This window comes from Pantoea sp. ARC270 (assembly GCF_003236725.1).
Lineage (GTDB): Bacteria > Pseudomonadota > Gammaproteobacteria > Enterobacterales > Enterobacteriaceae > Pantoea > Pantoea anthophila.
On the sequence record NZ_PUGA01000048.1, the window covers coordinates 1 to 14,772 of the forward strand.

Genomic DNA, 14,772 nt, shown 5'->3' on the forward strand with positions numbered 1-14,772 from the left:
GTATTCAGGAGGACTTTCGGGCGGCAGGCGATAATATCCGCGATTAACGCCTCCACGTTTTCGTCCCCCATCGGCAGTAATTTACTCTGCAATACGCTGCCGCCCGCGGGGATGACGGCTTCACGGGTAAGGCGATCCATCTCCCATGACCAGACATAGTTAGAACCAATGTGATAGATCTCCGCCGCCTGCTGCTGTAACAGCCAGCTGAGCATCGGCAGGATATGCTGGTTGGGACTGGCCCCCAGGTAAATCACGCTATTGCTGCTCTCAAACCCCTCATAGCGCGCGGAATGCCACAGCAGCGCGTTGGCACCTTCGATCAGCGGCAGAATGGTCTTCCGCGCCGCCGACGTGTAGCAGCCAATCACGTGACGCACCCCGTGGCGATAGAGTAAGTCGTGGCAATAGTCGTAATAGAGATCCAGTGACCCCTGCGGATCGCGGATCACGGGCGCCAGGGTAAACGGATGGGCGGGATTGGCGTTTATCTCCTCAATCGCCAGCAGGATGCCGTTGAGCATCTCGCGCCCGATCACCGCATAATCCCCTGACACTGAATAGAGAATACCGACCGGAATAACGGGTTTCGGCAGCGGCTGAGTGGCAGTCATAATAGCTCCTGAATCAGCGCGGCCCGCAGGCCGCGTCTGTGGCTCATTTCGGTGATGGAGCAATCAGCGCAGTGTAGAAATGCGGCTGACGCATCAGCACCAGGTCTTTACGCCTTACCACATGATCGGGGTAAGGATCTCCGGCTGACCCCGTGGAGATATCCAGCAGCGCCAGCCCCTTCGCACCGGTCGCTTTCGCTTCCCTGCGTGGAAAGGCAAAGGTATCCGGCCCGTATATCCCGCTCAGGCCAAAGCTTTCGCCTGCGGCGGCGGGCCAGTTGGCAAAAGCCAGCCAGACGTTATTCTCTCCCGCCCGAACGCGCGGCAGCAGCCAGTGGTAAGGATCGGCGCCGCGCGGGATCGGCCAGACATGGGGTATCGCCGTGCCCGGGTGCGCCATGGGCAGAGGTGAATGAAGCTGCGCCGGGCAGGCGATGATGTCGCAGCCTTCCAGCGCCAGAATGCGGGCCGCTTCCGGCACCAGCAGATCTTCACCCAGCAGAATACCAACGCGCCCGCAGGGCAGATCGCACGTCACCCACTGATCCCCTGCGCAGGCCCAGTGCCGATCCTGGTCGCTGAGGTGAATCTGGCGATAGTGCGCGTTGACTCCCTCACTGCTCACCAGCAGCGCGCTGTTGTAACACTGCTCCCCTTCCCGCTCGGCGAACCCTGCAAGCAGCGCGATATCCAGCTCCATCGCCAGCGCGATCAGCGCCTGTACAGGCGCATCCTCCCGCGACAGCGCGCAATGGCTGCCGTCACCCCCGGTCAGCGCGCGCTCCGGCAGAATCAGCAGTTCCGCGCCCTCTGATTTTGCCTGTCCGGCCCAGTGCCGAATCTGTGCCAGATTGGCATTCACCTCGTCTTGCGGGCGAAACTGCGCCACCGCAATACGGGACGCTTTGCCCTCAGGCAGGGGATCACGTCCATATAAGCCAAAAAAGTCCGCGGGGTTCCAGAGGAAAGTATTGGTCATCAGCCGCTGATAGAGCTCAGGCCGGCGCTTGTTCAGAAGTAGATTCTCCGCCGGAAGAGGTAACTCAGCGCTGAGTACCTGATCGCCGCTGTCGCAGCTGGCCAGCACATTTCCCTGGCTATCCACAATGCAGCTGCCGCCGCTGAACTGCACGCCCCGCTCCCATCCCCAGCGGTTACTTTCAATCAGCGCACAGCCGTTCTCCCAGGCACGCGTGAGCCAGTAAGGCGCAGGGGTACGTTCAGCCAGCCAGTTACTGATGTGGCAGATAATCTGTGCGCCCCCCAGCGCAGCCAGCCGGGCAGTTTCAATAAAGTGAATATCCATACAGACCAGCAGCGCAATGTTGCCGATCTCAGTCTGAAAAACCTGATGCCCGCCATCACCGTTAGCCGCCCATTTCGGTTCCGAAATATAGGGATGCGTTTTACGGTGGACGCCAATCACGCCCTGCGGGCCGACCAGAATGGCGCTGTTATAGTAGAGGTCGGTTACCCTGTCCCGCTCCGGCATGCCAAAGACCAGAAAGCAGTTAAACTCACGCGCAATCGCAGCGAATGCCTGGCTGGTGGGCCCATCCGCCGTTTCTGTGTAGGGGGCGACCTCCGCACGATCCTGCCAGCAGTAGCCGGTAGTGGCCATTTCCGGCATCACGATTAAGCGTGCGCCGTCACGTGCCGCCTGAGTGGCTGATGCCAGCAGCCGGGCGACGTTTTCCTCTTTTCTGAACTGCGTGGGTTCAAACTGAATGGTTGCAACGTTGATGCGCATTATTCGGCCTCCTTGCTCAGTAAGGGTTTAAACACCGGTTTCGGCCCCTGGTAAGCATCAGAGGGTTTCCAGCTGGTTTGCATATCTTCCGGGAAGGTTTTGAAGTAGTAGCTGCCGCGGGTCGCCACGCTGATAGCGACATGCAGCACAGGGCCAACCAGCATGGCAATAAATGAGGCGTACACCATCGGATAGAGGCCCAGCACGCCTGCCGCGCCTGTTGCCACCGCGACGCACAACGCAATGACCCCGGACGGATTCCACATCCGCAGATACGCTTTGCGATACTCCACGAAATCGGAAGGCGCAAGGTGCAGCACTTTGCGGCAGATAAAGTAATCCGCAAGGATAATAAAGACCCAGGTGTTGGTGAGAATGCCGGTAATGGAGAGGAACGTGCCGGTATACTGCAGGATATTGCAGATATAGAACAGCACGCCGAGCAACCAGACCAGCAGCATCCACCACTGACGTCCCGGGCGATAGTTAAACGCCATATCCATGGTGTTCGACAGGGCAATCGAACCTGAGTAGAGATTCAGTACGTTGATGCGGATCTGGGTAATCACCGCAAATAACACGCCGGTCAGCCCCATAATCAGCGGGAAGACGAAGCCCGGATCGAGCGCCAGCGACCAGACATCCTCGCCCTGAATATGCGGCATCAGAGTGTAGGCCATAAAGGCACCAAACAGCATGACGACAACAATCGGGATCAGCATCCCCAGCATGATCGTTGCGGTGCCTTTATGCGTGATCCCCGGACGGGCAAAACGACCGTAGTCAGTGGCCATCAGTCCCTGAAAAACAATCTGCCCGTTGGCCATATTCATCACCAGCCACAGGGCGTTACTGTCCGCCTCTCCTTTCGGCTGCCAGCCGCTGAAACTGACCGCCGGATAGTGGTGCGTTAACTGCCAGATACAGAAGCCAAACAGCACAATGAAAATGGGAACGCCCCAGGTTTGCAGGAACTGCATGGATGACATGCCCTTCCAGACAAACCAGATGGCGGCCAGCCCCATCAGCGCAAAGATAGCGATGCCGGTCAGGGAGTTGACCGGCACGCCCGCATAGTTGGCGATGGCGTGAGACACAATGGTGCCTTCAAACAGGAAATAGAAGATGAAGTTGACGGCGTAAATCAGCGAGGTGAAGGCGGAGCCCATATAGCCAAACCCCAGCCCGCGCGTCATCAGATTGAGTGAGAGCCCCTCTTTACTCGCCATCTTCATGATGCACGAGCCAATCAGGGTGGCGAACACCACCATATAACCGATCGGCAGCAGCAGCATTGGCCAGCCGACCTGGTAGCTCATGTCTGCCCCGAGGCTGAACCAGAACATCGCGGTAGAGTTGCCCAGCAGCACCAGAATAATGGCCGGAATCGGCCAGCGATAGTGCGCCGGCACACGGCCCACCGCGTAATCCTCAACGGCCTCTGCTTCGGTAATATCCTGCGGCCCCTGAAACCATGCTTTTAACTTACTCATAGATTTGCTCCAAAAAAAAGCCCCGCCGGCAGCATTGCCGGCAGGGCTTCTTCGCCTGAAATCGATGTTGTGGAGTGGCTGCTCGCCACAGGCCGCTTACCAGGCTACGGTGCCTGTTCCTGCCCGGCAGGATGCGGTAACGATAAGGAAGCAATTAATGCGCCAACTGTTAAAAGTGGCGCATACAGGCGGTAGAGAGGCGGATGGCAGGCGAGAGACGCATAATGCCGGTGCAGCGCGCACCATGATGATTCAGATGCAGCAGGCACGTTTTGACAGAGAGCCACCGCCCGAAACGCATCTGGCGGTGGCTGCCGACTTTACTGCACCAGGTTATGGCGCAGGGAATATTTCACGATGTGGGCGTTATTGGTAAATTTCATCCGCTTCATCATGCGTGACTTGTAGGTGCTGACGGTTTTATTACTGATGGAGAGCGCATCGGCTATCGCATTGATCGACTCCCCGTGGGCCAGCATGATCATGATCTGCCGCTCGCGCATCGTCAGACTCTCATGAGGCGCACGATTATTACTCTGGTAGTCAGAAAAGATAATCTCCTGCGCCAGATCGTGATCGATATAGCGTGATCCCTGCGCCACGGTGCGGATCGCTTTCAGTAAAACATCCGGCGACTTGTCTTTCGTGATATAGCCCAGTGCGCCATTGTTTAACACCCGCCGGGTAATCTGTGGCTCGTTGTACATGCTCAGTACCAGAATACGCAGCTGAGGATAGAGGGGCATCAGGCGCGTGATCAGATCTTCTCCGCTCATGCCCGGCATCGAAATATCCAGCAGCAGCAGATCGACCTCGTGCTGGCGCAGGCGTTCCAGCACCTGGCCGCTATCTGAGGCTTCGGCTGCCACTTCGATGTTGTCATCCAGCGCAAAAATCTGCTTCAGGCCCTCGCGCATAATGGCATGATCGTCGGCAATCATCAGACGTATGCATTTACTCATCGGTTAATACTCCCGGTTTTCGGACAGGATGGGCTGATTTAACACTTCCGGAGAGAGGAAACTTCAGTTTAACCCGGGTGCCTTTACCGGGTGTGCTGGTGATGGTCGCTTCTCCATTCAACATGCGTCCACGCTCCTCGATCCCGTGCAGCCCGCACGTTCCGTTCTTCACACGGTGCAGATGAAAGCCTTTCCCGTTATCGACCACTTCGATCAGCAGCGCATCCGGCGTCAGTTTAACGAAGATATAGACGTTGCTGGCCTGGGCATGACGGACGATATTGGTGAGAGATTCCTGAACCACGCGGAATGCCGCTGTCAGCGTCACCTCATCCAGCACCACGGTGTGTTCGTCAGGTGCCAGCAGAATGCAGCGGATGCCATTGTTTTTTATAAACTGATCCCGCAGCCACTCCAGCGCAGGAACCAGGCCCAGATTGAGAACATTGGGACGCAGGCGGGTCGAGACATCACGCACCACCTGGATAGTGCTGTCCAGATGCGCCATCAGCGCCTGAATTTTCGCCTCCTGCGCATCGACAGAGAGATCTTTACGCATCGCCAGCAGCGATAACCCCGTGCGCAGCGCGGTCAGCTGCTGGCCCAGCTCGTCATGAATATCACGCGCCAGCTGTTTCTTTTCCGCTTCCCGCGCCCGCTCCAGATTATGCGTCAGCAGCCTTAACTCCTCTTCGGTCTGGCGGATAGCGGTGATATCGCGCCCGACCGCCAGCACACTCATCAGCTCGCCGTGCAAATCATATTCCGGTACGCAGCGCACATGCAGAATGCGTTTCTCTCCCTTACGCCTGACCACCAGCTCATCTTCAGCCACTTTTTCATCCACCATGGTGCGTGAGACCAGCTTAAACAGGCTCAGGCCTATCCCCCCGCGCTGCACGCTTTCGGTCAGCGGCAGCCGGGTGATGTCGCTTTCGCTAAGGTTAAAGCCGTTGCGAACCGCCAGGTTGGCGTAGAGGCAGCGGGTCTGCAAATCAAAACGTAAAATGAGGTCAGGAGAATTTTCCACGACCTGATGAAGCTGTTTTTCCCGCAGTTGCTGCTGCTCTTTTTGCCGACGGATTTCATCCATGTCGCGCACAATGCATAAGATATGTAATTCACCCTCCTGTTCATATCCGCTGCAACTGACCTCAACGGGAAAAACATGATGGCGACCGGTGTGATGTGACGTGAATTGTATGCCTTCCGGGCGGGTACTGAGTTTCCACCACAGGGCAAAAACATCCTTGTCGCGCAGCTCTTTATCAATGACGTCAAAGCTGATTTGCGAAAATGTTTCGCGCGAATAGCCTGTCAACTGGCAGGCCTTGTCGTTGACATATTTGATACAGAGCTGACTGTCTATCAAATATATTGCATCATGAATTTTGTTTAAGGCGATATCTGATAAGCTGGTGATATTCGCCTCATGATTGTCATCCTGGCCAGATACACCCTGTAAAAGCATTATTCCCTCCGGAGATTTATCACGCCGCAGAGAATAAATTTCCAGCGGCATGACAGTCTTTACCCGCTAAATATTAACGAGCTGATAATTTTAGCAGTGAATCTGCCATTTTTCGTATTTGCCCGATCAGGCGTAAATTCTCCCCTTCAGCGTTTCCCGTGCCCGTGAAAGTCGGGATCGGACAGTGCCGACCGGGATATCTAACTGCTGCGCAATATCCTGATAGCTGCCCTCTTCCTCAACCAGGATAGAGAGCATAACCCTGACATCTTTCGATAAAATTTCAAGAGAGGCCAGCGTATGGCTGAGTAATTGCCGGTTTTCCGTCAGATCGCTGGGGTCATTATCCAGCAACAGATCGGCGGTGATTTCATCATTAAGATGATCAAACAGATAGTGGATCTGTTTCGCTTTGTAATAGTTACGAATCAGATTTACCGCAATACCAAATACCCAGGTTTCCGGGCGGGATGCGCCACGGAACTTATGCCGGTTACATAACACTTCAAGACAGGTCATTTGCAGGATGTCATCGGCATCTTCATGGCTGGCAATACGTTTCCGGATGAAGTTTAACAGCTTCTTATTATGCGTAACGAAGATCTCATCCCAGTTGACGTTAATTGCAAAGGGTGACTCTGCAGCAGCGGATACGAGCGTTGAATTGATCATCTTTTCTCTCTTTGAGTGGTAGCCAGTGATTACGCTACTCAGCAAGAGATATGCCATCCGCTGCCCTCTTAATAACTCCCTGTTTGTGAAAACAATTAATTTTTAATACAGATTTTTCTGAGAAATTTTTTTCCTTACCGCTGGCTGATTGATGCAAAAAATTGCACTGATTTCCCGGCGAAATTATTTTCACTTTTTTTTGCTGCTTTTTTTCGGAACCGATATGCGTGCTTTGACACAGAAAGAGAGTAATGACCACTGAGGATGGCTGGCGATGCTCAAAATACAACATGCGATTCCGGCACTGGCGCACTCGCTAAAAGCCCTGCATAAAAACACGCCACAGACCGTGGTTAAAAATAGCGTGCCGGATAATGTCCGCGTGCGGGAAACGTCATTGAATGACGCGATGGAAGAAATTGGCGCCGCGTTCAGTGAAAAGATGGAGCGTAAACAAAAGGCGCAGGAGCGCCGCAATGCCTCACGTCACCTGCAGCGTGGCAGACACGCGATCAGCAAGGTCGGCGAGCTGAACGCGCTATTTTCCCTGCTTGATGGCGGTGATGAACAGCAGACATCAGAGCAGATGGCGTGGCTGCGCAGCGCGCTGCGCCAGACTCCGCCGCCGGACAGCGACACCGTGCTGGAAAAAAGCGGCGGCGATCCGGCACGTACCGCGCTTCTGCTGCGCATGCTGGGCGAACAGGCACAGGATGAAGGCGACAGAGAACTGGCCACGCAGGCCGGAGCACAGCTGGAAAGCCTGCAGAAAAGCCACGGTCAGACCATTCGGGCTGGCAACAACACGGCATCAGCTATCGCCGGCTATACCCGTGATCCGCAGCGAAAACAGTCGCTGCGCGACCTTTATTACGACGGCATCGTCCACCAGCAGTCTGCCACCATGATGCTGGATATGCTGCTGGAGAGGATGGGCTCACGTCATCTCCAGCCGACGCTGCGCACCCTGCAGCGCGCGCTGGCGGATGATATCGCCGCCCTTGCCCCCTCCATCAGCGTGACGGCCCTTTGCCGAATCCACCGCAGCCTGCGCGATGCCGCCGGGATAAGCCAGACGCTGAGCGACAGCCAGGTCTTTCTGCAGCGCATGCGGAGCAGAGTGCCCGACGTTGCCATGAACAGCCTGACGCTGGCCCGGCGTATGTTGCAAATCAGCCATAACGGCGCCTGGCAGAGTGATTTCAACGGTCTGGCAGAGGAGATTGTCGGCCAGGAGACACACCATCGGCCGCTCTTTTTCAGTTCGCTGTTTCCGCTGCTGTACGGTGTGCCTCCCTCACTGTGGCACGAGCGGGAAAACCGTGACAACGCGCTAAAACTGCTGCGCAGCATCATTACGGACGTCAACAAAACAGAGCAGCAGCAGCAACGCCGCAACCGGACCGCGGCGTCGTGAGGCCATAACGATGAATACCCTGTTTCAGATACTGAATCGCCTCGCAATCAGCGCCATGCAACGCTCCGAAGTCGTGGGGGCGGCATTTGCTATGGCGCTGGTGTTTATGCTCATCATACCGCTACCGCTGCCTTTAATTGATGCGCTGATAGCGCTCAATATCTGTCTCTCCTCCCTGCTGGTCGTACTGGCCATGTATCTGCCAAAGCCGCTGGCGTTCTCAACCTTTCCCGCCGTGCTGCTGCTGACCACCATGTTTCGACTGGCGCTCTCTATCTCGACGACCCGCCAGATCCTGATCCAGCAGGATGCCGGTCATGTGGTGGCCGCCTTCGGTAATTTTGTGGTGGGTGGCAACCTGGCGGTAGGGATGGTGATGTTCCTGATCCTGACCGTGGTCAACTTCCTGGTGATCACGAAAGGTTCCGAACGGGTGGCCGAAGTGGCGGCGCGGTTTACCCTGGATGCAATGCCCGGTAAGCAGATGTCTATCGACAGCGATCTGCGCGCCGGCCTGATTGATGTGGTGCAGGCAAAAAACCGGCGCAGTGAGCTGGCTAAAGAGAGCCAGTTGTTCGGAGCAATGGATGGCGCAATGAAGTTTGTTAAGGGTGACGCCATTGCCGGGCTGGTGATTGTGGTGATCAACCTGATTGGTGGCATCAGCATTGGTGTGCTGCAGCTGGGTATGCCTGCCGGTGAAGCGATGCATATCTACTCGATTCTGACCATTGGTGACGGACTGATCGCGCAGATCCCGGCGCTGTTAATTTCGCTGACCGCCGGGATGCTGATCACGCGCGTCTCCTCAGACGATGAACAGACGGTCGATCATAATATCGGCCGCGAGATTGCCGAGCAGCTGACCAGCCAGCCAAAAGCGTGGCTGCTCTCCTCGATGGGGATGGTGGGCTTTGCCCTGCTGCCCGGTATGCCCACGGCGATCTTTTTAGTACTGGCCGCGCTGACGATGATTAGCGGTGGTTTTCAGATCTGGCGCGTCAGAAAAACCCTGAATCTGGCGCAGCCACAAATGGAAAATGAGGTCATTCCGCCTGAGCTGAACGGCAGGGAAGATCTGCGTCAGTTCAATCCCACGCGACCTTATCTGATCAACTTCTCCTCCTCATGGCGGGGTCATCCGGAGATGCTGGAGCTGGTGCAGGATATTCGCCGCCTGCGTAACCGCATCGTTTACCACTTCGGCTTTACCCTGCCCGCCTTCGATATCGAGTTTCTCGACCAGCAGGCGGAAGATGAGTTTCGTTTCTCGGTGTATGAGATCCCGAAAGTAAAAGGCACCTTTACCGTGTCGCACCGGGCGGTGAAGCGCAGCTGGCTGGACACGTTAGCCGCTGCCGACAGGGAGAGCCTGACAGAGGGTGATGAGCAGCGTCGGGAGGAGGACATTATCTGGCTGACGGCAGATCATCCGCTGCTGCAAAACGAAGAGGTCGAACAGTGGTCGGCACGCGAAATCCTGGTCAGGCGCATGGAGAACGCGATTCATGCCAGCAGCCCCCATTTTATTGGTCTGCAGGAAACCCGCGCACTGGTGAGCTGGCTGGAATCGGAGCAGCCGGAGCTCGCCCAGGAGTTACAGCGCGTGATGCCCCTCTCACGTTTCTCCGGTGTCCTGCAAAAACTGGTTGCCGAACGGATTCCGCTGCGATCCGTCCGCGCGATAGCCGAAGCCCTGATCGAACATGGACAGCATGAGCGCGACATCTGGCTGCTGACCGATCAGGTGCGTATCTCGTTAAAAAATCATCTCTGTTACCAGTATGCCCGGCCGGACGGCCTGCATGTCTGGCTGCTGACACCGGAACTGGAAGAACAGTTACGCGACTCGCTGCGTCAGACGCAAAACGACCTGTTCTTTGCGCTAACCCATGAGCAGATCAGCGCCATTCTCCCGCTCATCGCCAGCGCCTTCCCGGTTGACACGCCGGAAAGCGCCGTGCTGCTGGTCGCGCAGGATTTGCGCAGCCCGCTGCGCGGGCTTATCCAGGAAGAGTTCCACTATGTGCCGGTGCTCTCGTTTGCAGAGTTGCAACCTCATCTCGCCGTCAATGTGCTGGGGCGTATCGCGCCGGATCCGGCCGCTTATTCACTGAACTCGTGGGAGAATTAATCATGTTCGAGCTGCGCGTGCTGTCTGGCCTGCATTTAGGCGCCGCGTTACCCCTCTTCGGCGAGAGCTGGCTGATTGGCCACGCCGAAGAGGCCGATCTTATGCTTAGCGATGCGCACGTGGCTGCCCGTCACTGCCAGTTGCGCCGGACCGGGACTGGATGGCAGATTCAGCCGGACGGCGGCGAAGCATCGGGTATCAATCCTGAAGAAGCATTTCAGATCGCTGACGTCTGGCTCTGCGTTGCGCGCACAGAGACACCGTGGGCCGCCTGTATGCCTCCTGCGTCGCCACCCCAGCCCGACGAACCGGCTGCCGCGACACCTGAGCACGTCCCCCCTGCTGCTGCACGCAAAGGGATATTCCCCCGCACGCTTCGCACGCTGGCCTGGAGCCTGATGCTGCTGCTCACCCTGACGGTCATGAGCTGGGTTTTGCAGCCTACCGTTGCCCAGACCCAGGTTACCGCCCCCCGGTCACAGCACACCCACGCCACGATGCAGGCCCCGTTACAAAAAATGTTGCGTGAACGCGATCTGGCACGCGTCGTGAAGCTGGATATGCACAACCAGCGCCTGCGTCTGCGAGGGCACCTCACTCAGTCACAGATGCAAATCTTTAACCGGATGCTCGCGCGCTTTAACGCCACCTACCCCAGCGAGACTCCGCTGAATAATCAGGTCCGGCTGCTGAAGGTCAGGCTGCCATTTCGTATTGTGCAGATCACCACCGGAAGCCGCGCCAATATCGTTACCGATGAGGGGCAGCGTCTGTTTGTCGGCGATGAAGTGGACAACCTGAGGCTGGTCGCGATAACCCCTGACCAGATCGAGTTTAACGGTCGCGAAAACATCAAGGTGAGCTGGTAATGACAGTGGCGCTGGAACAGTGGTATCAACAGCAGCGGCAGCGGATTGCCCGCTTTTCGCCGGTCGAAAGCTTTGGCCGTATCACCGGGATTAACGGTATTTTGCTGGAAAGCAGCCTGCCTCAGGCGCGGATTGGCGACCTCTGCCAGATCGTCAGGGATGACGGCCAGAGGGTGCTGGCAGAGGTGGTCGGCTTCAACCCGCAGCACACGCTGCTCTCAGCCCTCGGCCAGCTCGACGGCATTGCCCGGGGGGCGCGCGTGATTCCGCTGCGTCTGCCGCACAGCATTGTGGTGTCGGACGCCCTGCTAGGCAGCGTGCTGGACGGCTTTGGCCGCCCTCTGGATCCCGACCAGCACGGCGCATTCGCCCTGCCCGGTACCGCAGAAAATGCCGTGAGCGTGCTGGGTGATGCCCCGGCTCCCACCGATCGTCCGCGCATTGCGACGCCGCTCCCCACCGGCATTCGCGCAATTGACGGTCCGCTGACCCTCGGCGTGGGACAGCGCGTAGGGATCTTCGCCGGCGCGGGCTGCGGGAAAACCACCCTGCTGGCGGAGATCGCCCGTAATACGCCCTGCGATGTCATCGTTTTTGGCCTGATCGGAGAACGTGGACGTGAACTGCGCGAGTTTCTCGACCATGAACTGGATGAGTCGCTGCGCAGCCGGACGGTGCTCATTTGCGCCACATCCGATCGCAGCAGTATGGAGCGCGCCAGGGCGGCGTTCACCGCCACGGCTATCGCTGAAGCCTGGCGAGACAAGGGCAAGCGAGTGCTGTTGATTCTCGACTCCCTGACCCGCTTTGCCCGCGCCCAGCGTGAAATCGGTCTCGCACTGGGCGAGCCGCCGGGCCGCGGCGGCCTGCCTCCTTCGGTTTATACCTTGCTGCCTACCCTGCTGGAGCGCGCCGGGCAGACCTCACGCGGGTCGATTACCGCTCTCTATTCCGTGCTGATTGAAGCCGACTCGATGAACGACCCGGTCGCGGACGAAGTGCGATCCCTGATTGATGGCCACATTGTGCTGACCCGTCGTCTGGCGGAGCGCGGTCACTACCCGGCTATCGATGTACTGGCCAGCCTGAGCCGCACCATGAGCAACGTCGCGACGCGCGAGCATCTGCACGCCGCCACGCAGCTGCGCCGCATGATGTCCGCCTGGCAGCAGGTCGAAATGTTAATCCGCCTGGGGGAATACCAGCCGGGCCATGATGAGATGACGGATGCGGCAGTCTCGGCGCAGACGGCAATTAATCACTATCTGCAACAGGTGATGCACGCGCCCTGTGACTATGACACCACACTGCACCACTTATCGGAGGTAAGCCAGCATGCGCCATCATCCGCTGCCTGATCACGACACACTCCCTGATGAGACAAACAGAGAGCTGGAGCAGGCCTTTTCTCTGCTGCTGCCGATTCGCCGCCAGCGCTTACGCCGCTGTGAACGGTTGCAACGGCAGGCGGAGCAGGTGCTGCGCGAAACAGAATGTCAGGCCGCCGAAGCGGAAAGCCAGCTCGACGCCGCCCGGCAGCATTATCAGCAGCTGCGCGAAAGCTTTGCCGGACGCCACCAGTCGGGGCTGCAGAAGCAGGAGCGTCTGGTCGGCGGCCTGGCCAGGGAGCGCGAGGCCAGCGAGGCGGTAAACGGGCAACGCACTCAGCTGCAACAGTGCCGCACAGAGCAGGTGACGCAGCAGCAGCAGGTGCAGCACGCACAGCAGCAGACACAGGCACGTCTGCGTGATGTGGAAAAGCTGGAATATCTGATGGCGCACAGCGAGGCATTACGATGACAGCCTTACCCCACCCGCCGCAAAAGCATACGGCAACGCCTGCCCGTCCGGAGGTGTCGCGCCGTATGTCGCAAAGCGGCTCTTCAGAAGCGACGGCATCCGGCCGGCCTTCCCGCGCCGAACCGTTCCGCGAAGCGCGCGCTGAGTTTGATGCGCTGCTGCTCACGCCCGGCGAAACGCCGCCACTGCCACAACCGCTGATCCTGCCGTGGGAAGGCCCCTGCTCTTCCGGTCCGTCGTTATCCCCGGATGAAGCCCCTGCCGCCTCGCCGGTCAGGGCCTGGCAACAGCTGGAGCCGCCTCTGTTCGGCATGGTGGAAAAGCAGCCTGCCGGACCGGTCGCCATGACGCTGCTGCTGCCGCTGCTGGGCGAAGTGGATGCCCGTCTGACGCCTTTTGCGGCGGGCTGGGATATCAGCCTGCGCTTTGCGCCCCCCGCCATGAACATGATGGCAGCCCATCAGGAGCGCTGCCGGGCCTCGCTGCGCCGCCGGATGGCCTGTGCTGTACGCCTCCGCTTTGAACAGCGCGGAGGCCAGGAATGACGCCCCTGATCCTGCGCACCTTGCCGCGCGAGGAAGCCAGCCTGCGCCAGCGTATCGGCCACGGTCTTCGCTTTGCGTTCACCCTGGCAGGCGACGCGGGTGAGCTTCAGCTTCGGCTTGCCGACGCCGCCGGGCGGCCACCGACACACCACTTCTTCTGCCGGGAAGGAGAGTTATCCCTGACGGGAAGCGAAGCGCTGCTGAGTCTCTTTTCCACCTGCCCGCTGATGCCCGATGCCGGGGCGTGCGCGGAGTGGTACTGGCCGCTCTTTAACCAGCATCTCAGCCCGGCGCTGCGCGCGCTGTTTGGCGACCTGACGCCGCATGACACGGCCTGCCCTCCGGTCGGAGGGATGTGGCTGACGCTGAGCGTCACGCTCAGCGAGGCGCAGGCGTACAGTCAGCTCTGTCTTACGCCCGCTACGCTCGCGGCGCTGTTAAACCAGCCCGGCTGGGCGCCGCTGCCTGCGCCCCCCTGCAGCGATCTGCCGTTATCGCTGCCGCTGACACTGGGTGCGCTCTCGTTTACCCCCTCGCAGTTACGCACACTTCGCCCCGGTGATGTGGTTTTCCCTGCTACCCCCTGTTTTTTCCCGACCGGTCGCGGCGAGCTTCGCCTTGCACAGTTACACCTTGAGGGCGAATTGCTGTTCGGGGAGGGGCATCCTGCCCGTTTTCTTATTACCCGTCTGGAGAATACCTACATGAATGTGACCCCCGAAGAGAATATGCCTGCCGATACCCCCCAGCCGGAGGGCGACCTGACGGAAACCACGACGTCCGTGGCATCACCTTTTGATGCGCTGCCGCTGGCTTTAACCGTGCGCTGTGGCCATCTCAGACTGACGCTGGGTGAGCTGAATCGTCTGGATGTCGGCTCGACGGTCACAGTCGATAATGTGGTGCCCGGCGAAGCGCTGCTGTGTCACGGCGAGTTTCCGCTGGCGAAAGGCGAACTGGTGGATGTCGAAGGACGGCTGGGACTGCAGATTACCCATATGCTGCCGGGCGTGGCGAGCGTCGGGGATGTAAACAGATGATGCCG

13 protein-coding genes are annotated in these 14,772 nt (G+C 58.4%); 7 read left to right on the forward strand and 6 right to left on the reverse strand.

Annotated elements, in window-relative coordinates; translation table 11 throughout:
- The 6 genes from CKF42_RS18765 to CKF42_RS18790 form a co-directional block, all read right to left on the reverse strand.
- The coding region (locus CKF42_RS18765; protein WP_146239959.1) for a transporter substrate-binding protein at positions 1–614 on the reverse strand (614 nt) is incomplete at its 3' end.
- Between the two features lie 43 nt (positions 615–657).
- Entirely contained in the window at positions 658–2,364 is a 1,707-nt protein-coding gene (locus CKF42_RS18770) for a nitrilase-related carbon-nitrogen hydrolase (protein WP_111208896.1), read from the reverse strand.
- A complete protein-coding gene (locus tag CKF42_RS18775) occupies positions 2,364–3,857 on the reverse strand; it encodes a cytosine permease (protein WP_009090700.1) in 1,494 nt (497 codons plus the stop codon). Before CKF42_RS18775 ends, CKF42_RS18770 begins: the two co-directional genes overlap by 1 nt.
- 320 nt (positions 3,858–4,177) lie before the next feature.
- The gene (locus CKF42_RS18780; protein WP_058956608.1) at positions 4,178–4,819 is read right to left on the reverse strand and encodes a response regulator transcription factor; all 642 of its coding nucleotides are present in this window, start codon (positions 4,817–4,819) and stop codon (positions 4,178–4,180) included.
- Positions 4,812–6,191 carry a PAS domain S-box protein gene (locus CKF42_RS18785; protein WP_233501059.1) on the reverse strand — a complete coding sequence of 460 codons (1,380 nt, stop codon included), beginning with the start codon at positions 6,189–6,191 and terminating at the stop codon, positions 4,812–4,814. The genes CKF42_RS18780 and CKF42_RS18785 overlap by 8 nt, the downstream gene beginning before the upstream one ends.
- 225 nt (positions 6,192–6,416) lie before the next feature.
- Entirely contained in the window at positions 6,417–6,962 is a 546-nt protein-coding gene (locus tag CKF42_RS18790; protein WP_058956610.1) for an RNA polymerase sigma factor, read from the reverse strand.
- Between the two features lie 274 nt (positions 6,963–7,236).
- Between CKF42_RS18790 and sctW the strand changes: the two genes are divergently transcribed.
- Genes sctW through CKF42_RS18825 form a run of 7 tightly spaced genes read left to right on the forward strand, consistent with a single transcriptional unit; the run spans position 7,237 to position 14,767 of the window.
- Positions 7,237–8,379 (forward strand): type III secretion system gatekeeper subunit SctW, encoded by a 1,143-nt coding sequence (gene sctW, locus CKF42_RS18795; RefSeq protein ID WP_111208897.1) that lies wholly within the window; start codon positions 7,237–7,239, stop codon positions 8,377–8,379.
- Positions 8,380–8,389: 10 nt separating this feature from the next.
- Complete coding sequence (gene sctV, locus CKF42_RS18800; RefSeq protein WP_111208898.1) at positions 8,390–10,513, forward strand: type III secretion system export apparatus subunit SctV; 2,124 nt, start codon at positions 8,390–8,392, stop codon at positions 10,511–10,513.
- 2 nt (positions 10,514–10,515) lie between these two features.
- The gene (locus CKF42_RS18805; protein ID WP_111208899.1) at positions 10,516–11,382 is read left to right on the forward strand and encodes an FHA domain-containing protein; all 867 of its coding nucleotides are present in this window, start codon (positions 10,516–10,518) and stop codon (positions 11,380–11,382) included.
- Complete coding sequence (sctN, locus tag CKF42_RS18810) at positions 11,382–12,740, forward strand: type III secretion system ATPase SctN (protein ID WP_111208900.1); 1,359 nt, start codon at positions 11,382–11,384, stop codon at positions 12,738–12,740. Before CKF42_RS18805 ends, sctN begins: the two co-directional genes overlap by 1 nt.
- Positions 12,718–13,182, forward strand: a complete 465-nt coding sequence (locus tag CKF42_RS18815; RefSeq protein WP_058956615.1) for a hypothetical protein — start codon at positions 12,718–12,720, stop codon at positions 13,180–13,182. The genes sctN and CKF42_RS18815 overlap by 23 nt, the downstream gene beginning before the upstream one ends.
- The gene (locus CKF42_RS18820) at positions 13,179–13,727 is read left to right on the forward strand and encodes a type III secretion system HrpP C-terminal domain-containing protein (protein ID WP_146239960.1); all 549 of its coding nucleotides are present in this window, start codon (positions 13,179–13,181) and stop codon (positions 13,725–13,727) included. Before CKF42_RS18815 ends, CKF42_RS18820 begins: the two co-directional genes overlap by 4 nt.
- Positions 13,724–14,767: a FliM/FliN family flagellar motor switch protein gene (locus CKF42_RS18825; protein WP_111208902.1), complete on the forward strand. Its 1,044-nt coding sequence runs from the start codon at positions 13,724–13,726 to the stop codon at positions 14,765–14,767. Before CKF42_RS18820 ends, CKF42_RS18825 begins: the two co-directional genes overlap by 4 nt.
- Positions 14,768–14,772: the final 5 nt, after the last annotated feature.

Bases quoted from the DNA above. Each gene is read 5' to 3' on its own strand.
- CKF42_RS18770 (WP_111208896.1), bottom strand. From the start codon at position 2,364: ATGCGCATCAACGTTGCAACCATTCAGTTTGAACCCACGCAGTTCAGA.
- CKF42_RS18775 (WP_009090700.1), bottom strand. From the start codon at position 3,857: ATGAGTAAGTTAAAAGCATGGTTTCAGGGGCCGCAGGATATTACCGAA.
- CKF42_RS18780 (WP_058956608.1), bottom strand. From the start codon at position 4,819: ATGAGTAAATGCATACGTCTGATGATTGCCGACGATCATGCCATTATG.
- CKF42_RS18790 (WP_058956610.1), bottom strand. From the start codon at position 6,962: ATGATCAATTCAACGCTCGTATCCGCTGCTGCAGAGTCACCCTTTGCA.
- sctW (WP_111208897.1), top strand. From the start codon at position 7,237: ATGCTCAAAATACAACATGCGATTCCGGCACTGGCGCACTCGCTAAAA.
- sctV (WP_111208898.1), top strand. From the start codon at position 8,390: ATGAATACCCTGTTTCAGATACTGAATCGCCTCGCAATCAGCGCCATG.
- CKF42_RS18805 (WP_111208899.1), top strand. From the start codon at position 10,516: ATGTTCGAGCTGCGCGTGCTGTCTGGCCTGCATTTAGGCGCCGCGTTA.
- sctN (WP_111208900.1), top strand. From the start codon at position 11,382: ATGACAGTGGCGCTGGAACAGTGGTATCAACAGCAGCGGCAGCGGATT.
- CKF42_RS18815 (WP_058956615.1), top strand. From the start codon at position 12,718: ATGCGCCATCATCCGCTGCCTGATCACGACACACTCCCTGATGAGACA.
- CKF42_RS18820 (WP_146239960.1), top strand. From the start codon at position 13,179: ATGACAGCCTTACCCCACCCGCCGCAAAAGCATACGGCAACGCCTGCC.
- CKF42_RS18825 (WP_111208902.1), top strand. From the start codon at position 13,724: ATGACGCCCCTGATCCTGCGCACCTTGCCGCGCGAGGAAGCCAGCCTG.